The 15254-nt window shown below is 69.8% G+C and carries 16 protein-coding genes and 1 tRNA gene; 10 read left to right on the top strand and 7 right to left on the bottom strand.

Translation table 11 applies throughout. The annotated features are described in order from the left end of the window. Nucleotides 1–32 precede the first annotated feature (32 nt). Nucleotides 33–509 (bottom strand): type II toxin-antitoxin system PemK/MazF family toxin, encoded by a 477-nt coding sequence (locus tag OG272_RS18970; protein WP_326582471.1) that lies wholly within the window; start codon nucleotides 507–509, stop codon nucleotides 33–35. Between the two features lie 326 nt (nucleotides 510–835). On the opposite strand from OG272_RS18970, the gene OG272_RS18965 reads away from it, so the two are divergent. Beyond that, nucleotides 836–1588, top strand: coding sequence for an MBL fold metallo-hydrolase (locus OG272_RS18965; RefSeq protein WP_326582472.1), 753 nt, complete (start codon nucleotides 836–838; stop codon nucleotides 1586–1588). 128 nt (nucleotides 1589–1716) lie between these two features. Here OG272_RS18965 and OG272_RS18960 read toward each other — a convergent pair whose 3' ends face one another. Then, a complete protein-coding gene (locus OG272_RS18960) occupies nucleotides 1717–2994 on the bottom strand; it encodes a PTS transporter subunit EIIC (protein ID WP_326582473.1) in 1278 nt (425 codons plus the stop codon). 279 nt (nucleotides 2995–3273) lie between these two features. Here OG272_RS18960 and OG272_RS18955 point away from each other — a divergent pair, with 279 nt between their 5' ends. The 4 genes from OG272_RS18955 (at nucleotide 3274) to rdgB (ending at nucleotide 5546) form a co-directional block, all read left to right on the top strand. Next, the gene (locus OG272_RS18955) at nucleotides 3274–3507 is read left to right on the top strand and encodes a glucose PTS transporter subunit EIIB (protein ID WP_045560653.1); all 234 of its coding nucleotides are present in this window, start codon (nucleotides 3274–3276) and stop codon (nucleotides 3505–3507) included. A gap of 68 nt (nucleotides 3508–3575) precedes the next feature. After that, on the top strand, nucleotides 3576–4313 hold the full coding sequence (gene rph, locus OG272_RS18950; protein WP_326582474.1) for a ribonuclease PH: 738 nt from the start codon (nucleotides 3576–3578) through the stop codon (nucleotides 4311–4313). A 172-nt stretch (nucleotides 4314–4485) separates the two neighbouring features. Further along, on the top strand, nucleotides 4486–4884 hold the full coding sequence (locus OG272_RS18945) for a hypothetical protein (RefSeq protein ID WP_326582475.1): 399 nt from the start codon (nucleotides 4486–4488) through the stop codon (nucleotides 4882–4884). Nucleotides 4885–4943: 59 nt separating this feature from the next. Further along, a complete protein-coding gene (rdgB, locus tag OG272_RS18940; RefSeq protein ID WP_327729493.1) occupies nucleotides 4944–5546 on the top strand; it encodes an RdgB/HAM1 family non-canonical purine NTP pyrophosphatase in 603 nt (200 codons plus the stop codon). A gap of 55 nt (nucleotides 5547–5601) precedes the next feature. Here rdgB and OG272_RS18935 read toward each other — a convergent pair. The 4 genes from OG272_RS18935 to bcp form a co-directional block, all read right to left on the bottom strand. Continuing rightward, a tRNA-Leu gene (locus OG272_RS18935) sits at nucleotides 5602–5676 on the bottom strand. A 10-nt stretch (nucleotides 5677–5686) separates the two neighbouring features. Continuing rightward, entirely contained in the window at nucleotides 5687–6547 is an 861-nt protein-coding gene (locus OG272_RS18930) for an HNH endonuclease (RefSeq protein ID WP_327729494.1), read from the bottom strand. Next, nucleotides 6544–7170 carry an HNH endonuclease gene (locus OG272_RS18925; protein WP_328223194.1) on the bottom strand — a complete coding sequence of 209 codons (627 nt, stop codon included), beginning with the start codon at nucleotides 7168–7170 and terminating at the stop codon, nucleotides 6544–6546. The genes OG272_RS18930 and OG272_RS18925 overlap by 4 nt, the downstream gene beginning before the upstream one ends. A gap of 137 nt (nucleotides 7171–7307) precedes the next feature. Beyond that, entirely contained in the window at nucleotides 7308–7775 is a 468-nt protein-coding gene (gene bcp, locus OG272_RS18920) for a thioredoxin-dependent thiol peroxidase (protein ID WP_326582479.1), read from the bottom strand. Nucleotides 7776–7879: 104 nt separating this feature from the next. Between bcp and OG272_RS18915 the strand changes: the two genes are divergently transcribed. Together OG272_RS18915 and OG272_RS18910 are read left to right on the top strand one after the other, a co-directional pair. Next, nucleotides 7880–8218: a DUF3618 domain-containing protein gene (locus OG272_RS18915; protein WP_327729496.1), complete on the top strand. Its 339-nt coding sequence runs from the start codon at nucleotides 7880–7882 to the stop codon at nucleotides 8216–8218. A 22-nt stretch (nucleotides 8219–8240) separates the two neighbouring features. After that, a complete protein-coding gene (locus tag OG272_RS18910) occupies nucleotides 8241–8582 on the top strand; it encodes a co-chaperone GroES (RefSeq protein WP_033525031.1) in 342 nt (113 codons plus the stop codon). 136 nt (nucleotides 8583–8718) lie between these two features. Here OG272_RS18910 and OG272_RS18905 read toward each other — a convergent pair whose 3' ends face one another. Continuing rightward, entirely contained in the window at nucleotides 8719–11082 is a 2364-nt protein-coding gene (locus OG272_RS18905; protein WP_405896036.1) for a transglycosylase domain-containing protein, read from the bottom strand. 1424 nt (nucleotides 11083–12506) lie between these two features. On the opposite strand from OG272_RS18905, the gene OG272_RS18900 reads away from it, so the two are divergent. The 3 genes from OG272_RS18900 to OG272_RS18890 are packed head-to-tail and all read left to right on the top strand — an operon-like array spanning nucleotide 12507 to nucleotide 15249. Beyond that, nucleotides 12507–13307 carry an ABC-2 family transporter protein gene (locus tag OG272_RS18900; RefSeq protein WP_326582481.1) on the top strand — a complete coding sequence of 267 codons (801 nt, stop codon included), beginning with the start codon at nucleotides 12507–12509 and terminating at the stop codon, nucleotides 13305–13307. Next, on the top strand, nucleotides 13300–14214 hold the full coding sequence (locus tag OG272_RS18895; protein ID WP_405894152.1) for an ABC transporter permease: 915 nt from the start codon (nucleotides 13300–13302) through the stop codon (nucleotides 14212–14214). Before OG272_RS18900 ends, OG272_RS18895 begins: the two co-directional genes overlap by 8 nt. Nucleotides 14215–14229: 15 nt before the next feature. Continuing rightward, nucleotides 14230–15249, top strand: coding sequence for an ATP-binding cassette domain-containing protein (locus OG272_RS18890; protein WP_326582482.1), 1020 nt, complete (start codon nucleotides 14230–14232; stop codon nucleotides 15247–15249). Nucleotides 15250–15254: the final 5 nt, after the last annotated feature.

The raw sequence follows: 15254 nt of genomic DNA, 5'->3' as shown, positions 1-15254 counted from the left end.
GGGTAGGGGCGGCGGGGGCGAAAAAGCCCCCGTCAGTTCGACAGGTGGCGGACCTGGTCCCACAGGGTCGGGTCGGCCACCCCCGCCTTACGACGGAAGTCCCGGACCGGCACCTCCCGCAACTCGCCCGTCTCCAGGAAGCTGGGTCGGCCTCGCGTGTCACCGACGGTGCCCGGCGGCAGGGGGATCACCCCGGCACGCGCGTCGCGGTACCTGCTGGTGATCTTGGCCACGCGTGCCCGATCCCCCCGGACGGCCAGCACGAGACAGGGCCGGTCCTTGCCCCCGGGCCCGTCCTCGAAGGGCACGACGGCCCACCAGATCTCGGCGGGCCGGGGCCGCGGCACAGACCCCCGCACCCGCTCGGGGCGCCCCGGCGGCCGGGTCCGCCCACTCGCCCGCCGCGTCCGTCGCGGCGGCCGCCGCGACCGCCCCCACCCGTCGACGAGCGTCGCGACGAGCGCCAGCAACACCACCGCCGCGAGCGCCAACCACCAGGACGTGTCCATAGCCACGACGGTACCGGCGCACGCAACGCCACGCCCGCCCTCTCGCACGCTCACGCGCCCTTTGACGCCACCTCACCCCGGCTCACGCGCGCCTCAACGGCCCCACCACCAGCCGAACCGGTGACACCACAGGTGAGTTCGCCCACAACGGCCCCTGGCGGAGGAGCGACCCACCCTTTTGCGCCTTACGCTCAACGGACCGCACAACTCTTGTTGCACCCACGCCCGTCCTTCGCAACCCCGCCAACTGCAATCCGCAACCCGTCTGCACGTCACGACTGACACGACTGTCACGACTTCACGCCAGCGCGGAGGTTCCAGCTCTCATGAAGCTCACCGTCGTCGGCTGCTCGGGGTCGTTCCCGTCCGCGGAATCGGCCTGCTCGAGCTACCTCGTAGAGGCCGACGGCTTCCGGCTGCTCCTCGACATGGGCAACGGTGCCCTAGGCGAGCTGCAGCGCCACTGCGGTCTCTACGACCTCGACGCGATCTTCCTCAGCCATCTGCACGCCGACCACTGCATCGACATGTGCGCGTACTTCGTCGCACGCTACTACCGCCACGACGGCGGCCGCTGCGCCCCCATCCCGGTCTACGGTCCCGAGGGCACCGAGCAGCGCCTGACCACGGCCTACGCCGACACCCCGTCCGCCTCCTCCATGAGCGAGGTCTTCGACTTCCACACGGTCAAGCCGAGCACGTTCGAGATCGGCCCCTTCACCATCCACACGGAACGGGTCGCCCACCCCGTCGAGGCGTACGGCATCCGTATCGAACACGGTGGCCGGGTCCTGACGTACTCCGGGGACACCGGCGTCACCGCCGCCCTGGACGAACTCGCCCGCGACGCCGACCTGTTCCTGTGCGAGGCCGCCTTCACCCACGGCAAGGAGAACATCCCGGACCTCCACCTCAACGGCCGGGAGGCCGGTGAGACGGCCGCCCGGGCGGGCGCCCGCCGGCTCGTCCTCACCCACGTCCCGCCGTGGACCGACCCGCAGGTCAACCTCGTCGACGCCCGCGCGGTGTACGACGGTCCGGTGGAACTGGCGGTGCCCAGGGTGTCGTACGAGATCTGAGACGCCGTACGCGATCCGAGAAGGCGTACGCGACCCGAGGCGGCGTACGCGATCGGAGCACGACGTACGCGGAAGGCCCCCGGAGCGGACTCCGGGGGCCTTCCGCGTGCTCGGGGGAGCCGTGGCGGCTACTTGGCCTCCGCCTTCTGCAGCTCCGCCAGCTCCTCGTCCGACTCCCGGCCGGGGGTCGGCAGGTTGAATCGGACGATGGCGTACCGGAAGATCACGTAGTAGAGGACGCCGAAGCACAGGCCGACCAGGAGCAGTGCCCAGGGCTTGGTGGCGATGCCCAGGTTGAGGCCGAAGTCGATCACGCCGGCCGAGAAGCCGAAGCCGTCCTTCATGCCGAGTGCCCAGGTCAGGGCCATGGAGATGCCGGTGAGCACGGCGTGAATGGCGTACAGGACCGGGGCGATGAACATGAACGTGAACTCGATCGGCTCGGTGACACCGGTGACGAACGAGGTCAGCGCCATGGAGAACATCATGCCGCCGACCACCGCGCGCCGCTCGGGGCGGGCCGCGTGGTAGATCGCGAGACAGACGGCCGGCAGGCCGAACATCATGATCGGGAAGAAGCCGGTCATGAACTGTCCGGCGGTCGGGTCACCGGCGAGGAAGCGCGCGATGTCACCGCTCTTGCCCTCGTACGAACCGGCCTGGAACCACGGGAAGGAGTTCAGCAGGTGGTGCATGCCGACCGGGATCAGCGCGCGGTTGGCGATGCCGAAGATGCCCGCGCCGACCGCACCGGAACCGACCAGCCACTCGCCGAAGTTGTGCAGACCCGCGCCGAGGACCGGCCAGATGTAACCGAAGACGATGCCGATGAACAGGCCCGCGAAGGCGGCCAGGATGGGCACCAGGCGGCGGCCGCCGAAGAAGCCGGCCCAGTCGGGCAGCTTGGTGCGGTGGAAGCGCTGGTAGAGCAGGGCGACGACCAGGCCCATCACCACACCGCCGAGGACACCGGCGTTGACCGCCTTGTCCACCATCACGACCTTGCCGTCGACGGCGGTGGCCACCTGCGGGAGGTTCGGGTCGGTGAAGGTGCCGAGGACCTTCTGGAAGACGAGGTAGCCGACGACCGCGGCGAGGGCGGTCGAGCCGTCCGACTTCTTCGCGAAGCCGATCGCGATGCCGACGGCGAACAGCAGCGGCATGTTGTCGAGGATGGCGCCGCCGCCGGCGGCCATGAAGCCCGCGAACTTGGTGACGAAGCCGGGGAGCGACTCGCTGCCCAGCATGTCCGTGGTGCCGAGCCGCACGAGCAGGGCGGCGGCCGGCAGCACGGCGACCGGCAGCATCAGGCTGCGGCCGATGCGCTGCAGCACAGCCATCGTGCGGGAGCCCCAGCCGGGGCCCTTGTTGTCTGCGGCCGCGGGAGCGGCGCTGGCCGTGGTCACAACTTCCTCCATGAGAGCAGGGCGCCGCCCGGGGACGGGAGTGTGGGGGAGGGCAGCACGGGAGAGGTCTACACCATTCAGTGGTGTAGACCTGTTGTAGCACGCGAGGGGTCGGCCAAGGAACCCGCGATTCCCGTTTTATGCCTTCGTGATGTCACCGGGCCTTCGCCTCCCGTTCCCCACCCGGCGAGAGCCCCCGCTTGGCGGGCGACCCCCGCGTGGTGTAGACCAGTCGCGAACGATTCGGAACGCTCCACACGGTCATCAGGGAGAAGCGCCATGGCCACCAAGGCTGAGAAGATCGTCGCCGGGCTCGGCGGCCTCGACAACATCGACGAGGTCGAGGGCTGCATCACCCGGCTGCGCACCGAGGTCCATGACGCCTCCCTCGTCGACGAGGCCGCCCTCAAGGCCGCCGGCGCCCACGGCGTCGTCAAGATGGGCACCGCGATCCAGGTCGTCATCGGCACCGACGCCGACCCCATCGCCGCGGAGATCGAGGACATGATGTAGGGCCCCGAGTCCCCGAGGCCCCGAATGCGGTGAGGGGGTGTCGCGCGACACCCCCTAAGCTCAGCGGCATGTCTCGAATCGACGGCCGCACGCCCGAACAGCTCCGCCCGGTCACCATCGAACGCGGGTGGAGCAAGCACGCCGAGGGCTCCGTCCTCATCTCCTTCGGCGACACGAAGGTCTTCTGCACCGCCTCCGTCACCGAAGGCGTCCCGCGCTGGCGCAAGGGCAGCGGCGAGGGCTGGGTGACCGCCGAGTACTCCATGCTCCCCCGCGCCACCAACACCCGCGGCGACCGGGAGTCCGTACGCGGCAAGATCGGCGGCCGCACCCACGAGATCTCCCGCCTCATCGGCCGTTCCCTGCGCGCCGTCATCGACTACAAGGCGCTCGGCGAGAACACCATCGTCCTCGACTGCGACGTCCTCCAGGCCGACGGCGGCACCCGTACGGCAGCCATCACCGGCGCGTACGTCGCGCTGGCCGACGCCGTCTCCTGGGCCCAGGGCAAGAAGCTGATCAAGGCCAACCGGCAGCCCCTCACCGGAACCGTCTCGGCGGTCTCCGTCGGCATCGTCGGCGGCGTCCCCCTCCTCGACCTCCGCTACGAGGAGGACGTGAAGGCCGACACCGACATGAACGTCGTCTGCACCGGCGACGGCCGCTTCGTCGAGGTCCAGGGCACCGCCGAGGCCGAGCCGTTCGCCCGCGAGGAGCTCAACTCCCTACTGGACCTCGCCGTTTCCGGTTGCACGGAGCTGGCGCTCCTGCAGCGCAAGGCGCTTGATACGGTCCTCGAAAGGTAAAGGGCACGCCAAGAGCGAGGCCTGCCGGTGGCAACCACGGCGGCCCCGCCCGCGTCCTTGCACGTACGGGTGCACGGCACACCACCGTGCACCCGGCCACACAGCAGTAGCCGTTCATGCACCACGCAGGGGGCCGTCAGGCCTGCACCCAGTTCCTCAGGAGGACCGTTCCATGGCCGCGAGCCGCCGACGTCGTATGACCGCCATCGCCGGAGCCGTAGCGGCCGTCGCCCTGACGGCCGGACTCACCACCGGCTGCGACGCCGTGAACAAGGCCCTGGACTGCGTCCAGACCGCCGACGCCATCGCCCAGAGCGTGAACGACCTCCAGCAGGCCGTCCAGACCGCCGCGGACGACCCCGCGCAGCTGGAGGAGTCCCTCGCCTCCATCGACAAGAACCTCGACGAGATCGGCGACAAGACCGACAACACCGACGTCAACAAGGCCGTCGACTCGCTCCAGAAGGCCGTCACCGACACGCGTACGGCCGTGGAGAACGGGGACACCACCCCCGACATCAGCGGCATCACGGACGCGGCGGGCGAGCTGACGAAGGTCTGCACGTCGTAACTGCCGTAACTGCCGTAACCCATGCGAACCGGGAGGCGGGGATCGCGATACTGGTGGGCATGACCCGCCTGATCCTCGCCACCCGCAACGCCGGCAAGCTCACCGAGCTGAAGGCCATCCTCGCCGACGCCGGCCTGAGCCACGACCTCGTCGGCGCGGACGCCTACCCGGACGTCCCCGACGTCAAGGAGACCGGCGTCACCTTTGCGGAGAACGCCCTGCTGAAGGCCCACGCCCTCGCCCGCGCCACCGGCTTCCCCGCCATCGCCGACGACTCCGGCCTCTGCGTCGACGTCCTGAACGGCGCCCCCGGCATCTTCTCCGCCCGCTGGGCAGGCACCCACGGCGACGACAGGGCCAACCTGGAACTGCTGCTGGCCCAACTCGGCGACATCGCCGACGAACACCGGGGCGCCCACTTCAACTGCGCGGCGGCGCTGGCCCTACCCGACGGCACGGAAAGGGTGGTCGAGGGTCAGCTGAGGGGCGTACTGCGTCACGCCCCCACCGGCACGAACGGCTTCGGCTACGACCCGATCCTCCAGCCGGAGGGCGAGACCCGGACGTGCGCCGAGCTGTCGGCGGAGGAGAAGAACGCGATCAGTCATCGAGGCAAGGCGTTCCGGGGGTTGGTGCCGGTGCTGCGGGAGCTGTTGGGCTGACTTCATGGAAGAGCCCCGCACCTTTGAATCGAAGGTGCGGGGCTTTAGTTTCCTGTGGGCCCGGTGGGACTCGAACCCACGACACACCGGACCTAAACCGGCGCCCTCTGGCCAGCTGGGGTACGGGCCCGCAGCCTCGCTCACTCTACCGGGCCTCGGGGACGCGGTACGTGGCGAGATCGATTTGAGTAGGTGGCTGTCTGGCTGTGGCAGGAAGGGCACAGATACCGGAGGTTTTCGCGGCGGTTGTCCAACCGGTCACCATTGATGTGATCGATCTCCAGGATCAGTGTCCTGCCTTGCCAGATGTCGCCGATGCCGCACGAGGTGCAGACGTGCGGCACACCGAGGTCGTCGAGGGCACGACGTAGCAGGGCGGTCCTGGTGCGGTTCGAGCCCGGTTCCAATCGGCGCAGGATCTGGTCGGGGGACTTTCGGTGCCGCGACACGGTGCCGCGAAAGTGGCCCTGCCCGGTGAAGTGATCAGTGGCGATGCCGTGTGCCAGCAGAGTGCGCTTCACTCGTGTGCGGGCGGCACCATTGGTGTCGTGATAGCCGAGGATCTTGAGTAGGCCAGCAACGCTGGTGGCTCGGGCAGCCGCTGATGCGAGAACGTCCGGGGGAAGACCTTCGAGGCTGCGTCCGTACCTGCGTGTGAAGTGCGACGTGTCGATGCCGTATTGATCCAGTCGCTTTCTGACGAGCCAGTAAGGACTGTCCTCCGGCGGATAGCCCAGATACTCGAACATCTCGCGGATGCTGTGCGACTGGGCCGCCGCCTCTTCCAGTAGTTCGCGCGCATAGGACCGCTTCTCTCGGGGCGGAAGCGGCTCTTCGGTGAAGTGTGAGGTGTCGATCCCATAATGCTCCAGCCTGCGGCGCAGGTAGCGCTGAGGACCGCAGCCCAAGGTCGTGCCCAGCCGCCGCATCATGTCCACCAGGCTCGTCGAGATGGCCGCGGTCCTCATCAGCACGTCCCTGGTGTACTTGGGAGTGTTCATGCGCTCTTCCACTTCCGACGTCCCCGGTAAGTGTCGGTCGTGGCGTGACAGTTGGGGCACAGCAGCCGTAGATTCTCCGAGCGGTTGTCCCACCAGTCGCCGCTGATGTGGTCGACTTCGAGGCGGAGCGGCTTGCTGTTCCACTCCGGCCCTGTGCCGCACGCCGCGCAGACTTCACGGACTCCCGTACGCAGGAGTTCTCGGAGCAGCCGGTCACCGGGGACCCTTCCGTCCTCGGGGGTGCGCAAGGTGAGCGGGTTGCCGAGCGATCCCTTCGGGCGCCCTTTGCGCGCGGAGTTGAAGTGGGAAGTGTCGATTCCGAGCGTGGCGATCCGGCGACTGATGTGAGTTTGGTTGCCCCCGACCTGGTTGATTCCGAGGTGGCGCACCACGTCCTTGATGCTGGTCGACACCGCCACGGCGGCACGTAGGCGCTCTTCCGTGTGCCGGACCCGGCTTGTAGCGAAATGCGAGATGTCCACGTCGGCCTCAGCCATCTTCTGGCGTAGGTAGCGCCTGCTTCCTGGAGTCGGTCTGCCGCCGCACCATCGAACGGCCTCGTCGATGTGCCTCGTCTCGCGCGCTGCTTCCTCCAGCAGTTCGCGGGTGTACCTGACGGTCATGACCTCTCCGTTCCCGGCCACCTGTTCGTGGCTCGTACGGAGTAACGAGCCGTAAATCAGACGGTTACGCCCGGAATGCGGAACGGCCCGTACCGGGGTGATCCGGTGCGGGCCGTTCTGTGGGGCGGAGGCGGGCCTCAGATGCCCAGGTCCTTGATGATCTTGGCTACGTGGCCCGTCGCGCGGACGTTGTACAGGGCGTGTTCGACCTTGCCCTCCTCGTCGACGATGATCGTGGAGCGGATGACGCCCATGTAGGTCTTGCCGTAGTTCTTCTTCTCGCCGAAGGCGCCGTAGGCGTCGAGGGCGGTTTTGTCGGGGTCGCCGAGAAGGGTGACCTTCAGCGACTCCTTCTCGCGGAACTTGGCGAGTTTCTCGGGCTTGTCGGGGGAGATGCCGAGGACGTCGTACCCGGCGTCCGCGAGGAGCTCCAGGTTGTCGGTGAAGTCGCAGGCCTGCTTGGTGCAGCCGGGGGTCAGGGCGGCCGGGTAGAAGTAGACGATGACCTTGCGGCCCTTGTGGTCGGACAGGGACACCTCGTTGCCGTCGGCGTCCGGGAGGGTGAAGGCGGGGGCCACGTCCCCGGGCTGGAGTCGCTCGCTCATCGGGCCAGCGTAATGGCGGGCCCTGGCGGTGCGGTGCCGGGTGGAGCTGACAGACTGTCGCAACCAAGAGATTTCACCGACAACCGACAACGGGAGGCCGCGCGGTGGCGGAGAGCTCGGACATCAGAACCCCGGCCGAGATCGAGGCGGACATCAAGCGCCGCCGCGACAACCTCGCCGAGACGCTCGACGAGATCGGCGTCCGCGTGCACCCCAAGACGATCGTGGGCGACGCCAAGGCCAAGGTGGTCTCCAACATCGACCACACCCTGGGCAAGGCGTACGTCTCGGTCAATCGTGTGGTCAGTGACGTCAGGGGCCAGTTCGTCGACGAGGACGGGGCGCCGCGGGTCGAGCGCATCGTGCCCGTCGCCCTCGTGGTCGTCGGTGTCGTCGGTGTCGTCGGGCTCCTCACTCTCGGCACTCGACGTCGTAGGACCTGACGGAGACAGGTAGGTTCGGGGCGTGAGCGAGAAGACCCAACACGACAAGTTGCCCATCCGGATGCTGCACGACCGTGTGCTCGTGCGGCAGGACACCGCCGAGGGCGAGCGGCGTTCCGGCGGCGGCATCCTGATCCCCGCGACGGCGGCGGTCGGCCGGCGCCTCGCCTGGGCCGAGGTCGTCGCGGTCGGCCAGAACGTCCGGACCGTCGAGCCCGGCGACCGCGTCCTCTACGACCCGGAGGACCGTGCCGAGGTCGAGGTCCGCGGTGTCGCGTACGTCCTGATGCGCGAGCGGGACCTGCACGCCGTGGCCGCGGACCGGTTCGAGGGGTCGGAGGACTCCACGGGCCTGTATCTGTGATGCGTAGGTGTGAGAACGCGGCAGGGGCTGGTGACCATGGTCACCAGCCCCTGCCGCGTTCTACGGGTGTCTGCCGTGTTGCCGCTCGTGGCCGTGGTGGGGTTGAAGGCCACCTCCGGCCACGGAGCGGCCGCGGCTACCCGAACGGACCCTCCGCCGTCCCGCCGGCCCCTGTCGCCGCTCCTCCGCCGTCCGTCGTGCCGCCGTCGGTCGTGGTGCCGCCGGTGGAGCCGGTGCCGCCGTCGGTCGTCGTACCGCCGGTGGAGGTGGTGCCGCCGTCGGTCGTGGTGCCGCCGGTGGACGTAGTACCTCCGTCCGTCGACGTGCCGCCGGTGGAGGTCGTCCCGCCGTCGGTCGTGGGCGTGCCGCCGGTGGTCGTGCTGTCGTCGGTGCCGCCGTCCGTCGGGCCGTCGGTCTCCTCGTCACCCGTGGCGCCGCCGGTCTCCTCGTCGCCGGTGGCACCCGGCTCGTCGGCGGGGGTGCTGGGCGGGGTGTAGACGACGTCGGCGCCGATCTGGAGGTCGAGGTCGAAGTCCTTGACCTTCTTGCCCTTCAGGGCGGCCTTGGTGAACTGCGCCCAGATCTCCGTGGGCGCCCCGCCGCCGTTGACGCGGTTCAGGCCCATGGTGCCGTACAGCGGCTTGTGGGCGCCCGTCTTGGGGTCCTGGCCCATGACGGAGACGACGGTGGCGAGGTCGGGGGTGTAGCCGGCGAACCAGGCCGCCTTGTCCTCCTCGGCGGTGCCGGTCTTGCCGGCGACCGGGTGGCCGGAGGCCTGGGCGGCGGTGGCGGTGCCGCTCTCGACGACGCTCCGCAGGACGGCCGTGGTGGTGTCGGCGGCCTTGCGGCTGACGGCCTGCGTGGACTCCGTGGAGGGGAGTTCGACCGCCGCGCCGTCCTTGCTGATCTTCTCGATCATCGTGTACGTGCCGTGCTTGCCGTGGTTGGCGAGCGTGGCGTACGCCTCCGTCATGTCGAGGACGCTCGCGGTGGCGGTGCCCAGGGCGATGGACGGATACGGGTTCATGTCCGGGGTGCTCTTGGGCAGACCGAGGTCGATCGCGGTCTTCTCGACCTTCTCGGGGCCGACGTCCACGGCCATCTGCGCGTACACCGAGTTCACGGAGCTCTGGGTGGCCTGGCGGACGGTGATGTTGCCGTAGTTGACGTAGTCCTCGTTCTCGGGGGCGTACGTCTCGCCGGGCCAGCCCACCACCGGGCGCTTGTTGGTGCCGTCGTAGACGGTGTTCGGGGTGATCGCCTGGCCGCTCTGGTTGTTGGAGGCGTTCTCCACGGCGGAGGTGAACACGAACGGCTTGAAGGTCGAGCCGACCTGGAAGTCGCGGCGGGTCGCGTTGTTCACGTACTGCTTGGTGTAGTCGATGCCGCCGTACATCGCGATGACCTTGCCGGTCTTCGGGTCGATGGAGACACCGCCGGCGCGGACGTAGTTGTCGACCTTGCGGTTCTTCTTGTCGAGCTTGTCCATCAGCTGGTCGTCGACGGCCTTGATGAAGGCGTCCTGCATCTTGGGCTGGATGGTGGTGGTGATGCGGTAGCCACCGCCGTTCTCCAGCGCCTCCTCGTCGATGATCTTGTGGTCGTAGAGGTACGACTTGATGGCCTCGACGAGATAGCCGCGCTGTCCGGAGAAGGCGCTGGACGTGGTGGCCTGCTTCGGCATCGGGAACTTCGCGCCGGTCCGCTCGGACTGCTTGAGCCAGCCCTCCTTGACCATGCCGTCGAGGACGTAGTTCCAGCGGGCGACGGCCGCGCCCTTGTTCTCGGGGTGGGCGACGACGTCGTACATGCTCGGCGCGTTGACCAGGGCGGCGAGGTAGGCGCCCTGCTCGGCGGTGAGACGGTCGGCGTCGACGCCGTAGTAGGCCTGGGCCGCGGCCTGGATGCCGTAGGCGTTGCGGCCGAAGAAGCTGGTGTTGAGGTAGCCCTCCAGGATCTCGTCCTTGGTCACCTCGCGGTCCAGCTTGATCGAGATGAAGAACTCCTTGGCCTTGCGGGTGACGGTCTGGTCCTGGGCCAGGTAGTAGTTCTTCACGTACTGCTGGGTGATCGTCGAGCCGGACTGCTTGCCCTTGCCGGTCGCGGTGTTCCAGGCCGCGCGGGCCATCGCCTTGAGGTCGATGGCCGGCTCGGAGTAGAAGTCGCGGTCCTCGGCGGCCAGTACGGCGCGCTGGGCCTCCTTGGAGACCTTCGACAGCGGGACGTTCTCGCGGTTGACCTCGCCGTCGCGGGCGATCTGGCTGCCGTCCGCGTACAGGTAGACGTTGCTCTGCTTGGTCGCGAACGCGTTCGCCTTGGGGATGTGGACCATGTTGTAGCCCAGCACGAAGGCGCCGACGATCAGCATGAGCCCGATGACGAAGGCGCCGAGCACCATGCGCCAGGTGGGGAACAGCCGCCTCCACCCCTTGCGCTTGGGCCGCTTGGGCTTCTTCCCCTTGCCGCCCCCGGCTCCGGGGTCGGGCGTGATGTCGGGCACGGCGGCGGGCGCGGGGGCGGTGGCCGCCCCGGCGGGGATGACGCCCAGTGCCTGGGTAGGCGTGTCCTGCGCCGACCGGGCGGGCGCCGCGGCTGCCTTACCGGCCGGGATGACGCCCAGCGTGGTGGTGGGTGTGTCGTCACCGGCCGCGCCGGCTGCCGCGCCGGGCGTCCGGGGGGCCTTGCCGTCAGGGGCGCCGGAGGGCCTGGCGTCAGGGGCGCCGCCGGGCGCGCGGTCGCGCGCGCCGAGGGGGCCGGGGCTACCGGGGCCGGCGGGGTTGCCGCCACGCGCGCCGGCGGCCCTCGCGGCCCGGGCGGCACGGGCGGCCTTGGCGTCGGGGGCTCCGGCGGGCTTGGCGTCACGTCCGTCGACGGGCCTGGCGTCACGGGCTCCGGCGGGGTTGCCGCCGCGCGCGTCGGCGGGCTTGGCGTCACGGGGCCCGGTGGGATGGCCGTCGCGGGCCTGGGCGGGCCGGCCGTCACGAGCCCCGGTGGGCTGACCGTCACGGGCCTCGGCGGGCTGACCGTCACGGGCCCCGCTGGGCTTGCGGTCGGAGGCCGGTGTCGGCTTGGCCTCCGGCGTCCGGGTGGATCCCGCACCGGGCTTTCCGCCGGGCGCCGAGCCGGGAGGAGTCGAGCCGGTCTGCCTGCCGGGCACCGCGTCGGTCTGCCCGCCGGTCTGCCTGCCGGGCACGGCACCGGTCTGCCCACCGGACTTCCCGCCGGGAGCCGCGTCGGTCTGCCCGCCGGTCTGCCTGCCCTGCACGGCACCGGTCTGCCTGCCGGGAGCCGTGCCGGGCTTGCCGTGCGGCCTCCCGTCGGGCGTCGTGCCGGGCTTCCCCGCGGACGCCCCGTCAGGCCTCCGGGGGGACGCCGAGTCAGGCCCCCCGGCGGCCGCGTCGGGCCCCCCGGCGGACGCCGCGTCAGGCCTTCGTCCACGTGCGGCGTCGGGCGTCCCGCCACGTGCCGCTTCGGGCGTCCCGCCCGGCTTCCCGCCCGGTGTCGTGCCGGGCGTACCGTCGGTGTTCCCCATGGCGGCGTGGTCGCCGGACCCCGGAGGCGTGCCCGGAGTGCGTGGCCCCGGGTCTCTCGGTGCCCAGCCCGGGCCGTTCCGCTTCGGCTGCGGCTCGTCGCTCATCGTGCTGCCGTGCTCCTGTTTTCGCGTCGTACGTTCATTTCCGTACGGACTCGTACGCTTTGCGCCCGCTCCGGGCCGGTTCTGCACCCCCGAGTAAAGACTCTCGTACCGCTCGATCCGTTCCCGGATCGCGGCACGTGCCCCGCACACCCCATGAGCACCACCGTCCGCCCCCGAAAACGCGTGGCAGGCCACTCCGGCCGCGGACTAGGCTTCTTCGCTTCGGCCCGAATCGGTCCAGGCCTCGGCCTTTCGCCTAACTCTTCGCAGCGGATGGGGGTTTCCTCGTGGGCACAGGGCGGTTGTACGCCGCCGTCGCCGCCGGTGGTTTCAGGCGGTACGCGACATATCGGGTGGCCACCGCCGCGGGGGTGTTCACCAACACCGTCTTCGGCTTCATCCTTGCATACACCTACCTGGCCCTCTGGCACGAGAAGCCCCACCTCGGCGGCTACGACCAGGCGCAGGCCCTCACCTATGTATGGGTCGGGCAGGCGATGTTCGCGGTGATGGTGCTGGGAAGCGCGGGGTTCGAGGAGGAGTTGATCGAGCGGATCCGGACCGGGGACATCGCGGTCGACCTGTACCGGCCCGTCGACCTCCAGCTGTGGTGGCTCGCCGCGGACATGGGCCGCGCCCTGTTCCAGCTGCTCGGACGAGGTGTCGTCCCCATGGTGTGCGGGGCGTTCTTCTTCGACCTGGCGCTGCCCTCCGGCCCACTGCCCTGGCTCGCCTGTCTCGTCGCGGTCGCTCTCGGGGCCCTCGTCAGCTTCGCGATCCGGTACATCGTCGCCCTGTGGGCGTTCTGGCTCCTCGACGGCGCCGGAGCGATGCAGATCACCTGGCTCACCGGAGTCTTCTTCTCCGGGATGCTCCTGCCGCTGAACGTCTTCCCCGGCGCGCTCGGCGACCTCGCCCGCCTCCTGCCCTGGTCCGCGCTGCTCCAGGCCCCGGCGGACGTCCTGTTGGGCGAGGCCGACCCCTGGGGGACGTACGCCTTCCAGCTCGCCTGGGCGGCGGTGCTGCTGGCGGTCGGGCGGCTGATCCAGTCGGCGGCGACGCGGAAGGTGGTGGTCCAGGGTGGCTGACCTCGATGAACTCGCGGCGGAGCACGCGGACGGGCGCGGGGGCGCGCGGGTCAGGGAGACGGCCGGGGAAAATCCGTTCGGCGAGTACGGCGTGGCCGGCCGCGTACGGGACGGTCTGCGCGCTTATCGCATGATCGCCGCCATGTGGATCCGCTCCACGATGGCCTACCGCGCCTCCTTCGCCATGACGACCTTCGGGAACTTCGCGGCGACCTCCTTCGACTTCGTCGCGATCCTGCTGATGTTCTCCCAGGTCGACGAGTTGGGCGGCTTCACCCTGCCCGAGATCGCTCTCCTGTACGGCACTTCCGGGATCGCGTTCGGCCTCGCCGATCTGATGATCGGCTCCATGGACCGGCTCGGCCGCCGGGTCCGCGACGGCACCCTGGACACCCTTCTCGTCCGCCCGGTGCCGGTGCTCGCCCAGGTCGCCGCCGACAAGTTCGCGCTGCGCCGCCTCGGCCGGATCACCCAGGGGCTGTTCGTCCTCGGGTATGCCCTGACCACGCTCGACATCGCCTGGACACCGGCCAAGGTGCTGATGATCCCGCTGATGGTGGGCAGCGGCGGAATGATCTTCGCGGCGGTGTTCGTCGGGGGCGCGGCCTTCCAGTTCGTCGCGCAGGACGCCTCCGAGGTGCAGAACGCCTTCACCTATGGCGGCGCCACCCTTCTGCAGTACCCGCCGGCGCTCTTCGCCAAGGACCTGGTGCGCGGGGTGACCTTCGTCCTGCCGCTCGCCTTCGTCAACTGGGTGCCCGGAATGTACGTCCTGGGCCGCCCCTACCCGCTCGACCTGCCGACCTGGCTGGCCTTCGCCCCACCGCTGGTCGGCGTGGCCTGCTGTGCGCTGGCGGGGGTCGCGTGGCGGGCGGGGCTGCGTTCGTATCGGAGTACGGGGAGTTAGGGAGCCGAGGGACATATGAGCGAGGCACTGGGAGCGGACGCGGTCGGGGACCGGTTCATCGAACTCGACCGGCTGGAGAAGGTCTTCGACGTCCGCAAGAAGACGGGGTTCCTGCGCCGGGAGCGGCGCGAGGTCCGGGCGGTCGACTCGATCTCCTTCACCGTGGCGCGCGGCGAGATGGTCGGCTACATCGGCCCGAACGGCGCCGGGAAGTCGACCACCATCAAGATGCTGACGGGCATTCTGACCCCGAGCGGGGGCCGTCTGCGGGTGGCCGGCATCGACCCGTCGCGTGAGCGGACGCGGCTCGCCCGGCGTATCGGGGTGGTGTTCGGGCAGCGTACGACCTTGTGGTGGGACCTCCCCCTCATCGACTCCTACCGGCTGATGCACCGTATGTACCGCATCCCCGACGCCCGTTACCGCGAGAACCTCGACCGTTGCGTCGAACTCCTCGAACTGGGTGACCTGCTGGACGTGCCCGTACGGCAGCTGTCGCTCGGTCAGCGCATGCGCGGGGACATCGCGGCGGCTCTGCTGCACGACCCCGAGGTGCTGTACCTGGACGAGCCGACGATCGGGCTCGACGTCATCAGCAAGGCCAAGGTCCGCGAGTTCCTCAGGGAGCTCAACACCGAGCAGGGCACCACCGTGCTCCTCACCACGCACGACCTCCAGGACATCGAGCAGCTGTGCCGCCGGGTGATGGTCATCGATCACGGGCGCCTGATGTACGACGGTCCGCTGACCGGGCTGCACGAGGTGGGCGAGAGCGAGCGCACGCTCGTCGTCGACCTGGAGCGCGAGCTGCCGCCGATCGAGGCCGCGCCCGCCCGGGTCGTACGGGTGGAGGGGCCCCGGCAGTGGCTCGCGTTCCCCGCGTCGGAGTCGGCGGCCCCGCTGGTGGCGCGGATCGCCTCGGAGTATCCGCTGGTGGACCTGTCGGTGCGGGAGCCGGACATCGAGGCCGTGATCGCCCGGATGTACGCGCAGCAGGCGGAGCGGGTGGGGGAGCCGGGGCCGGCCGTCTCGTAGCCCCG

The sequence above is a fragment of the Streptomyces sp. NBC_00104 genome (assembly GCF_045160825.1).
Taxonomy (GTDB): Bacteria; Actinomycetota; Actinomycetes; order Streptomycetales; family Streptomycetaceae; genus Streptomyces.
The sequence above is the reverse complement of the archived record's forward strand: the minus strand, read 5'-3'. Positions and strand labels throughout refer to the sequence as shown.